At 40.1% G+C, this 289-nt stretch carries 1 protein-coding gene; it reads left to right on the top strand.

The window, feature by feature from the left end:
• Positions 1-112: 112 nt before the first annotated feature.
• The gene (locus ACFIJS_RS09260) at positions 113-286 is read left to right on the top strand and encodes a hypothetical protein (protein WP_375651336.1); all 174 of its coding nucleotides are present in this window, start codon (positions 113-115) and stop codon (positions 284-286) included.
• Positions 287-289: the final 3 nt, after the last annotated feature.

Below are 289 nucleotides of genomic sequence, written 5' to 3'. Positions count from 1 at the left end.
TTACTCCAGAGGATAAAGAAATGACCCTTTATGCAACAAGAGATAAAACCACTGATGCTGGTGAGTGTGTTGTGGTTGTGCAATTTGTGACAAATCATTGAGGGGATAAGACATGGCAGATTATTTACCACAGCCCTTGCAAGGGAGAAATCTTCATACGCAGCAGGTAAGCTTTTTGCGGCTTAATTTTAGCTATGAAGATAAAGAAAAGGTGATGAAGATAGGTACCCTCCCTCGTGGTGCTTTGATTACTTCAATTAAAGTGTATGTCAAGACAGCATTTTAGGAC

The sequence above is a fragment of the Bartonella sp. OT172YNZD genome (genome assembly GCF_042193725.1).
GTDB lineage: Bacteria > Pseudomonadota > Alphaproteobacteria > Rhizobiales > Rhizobiaceae > Bartonella > Bartonella grahamii_A.
Note: the sequence above shows the minus strand (reverse complement) of the source record. Positions and strands in the feature narration are given on the sequence as shown.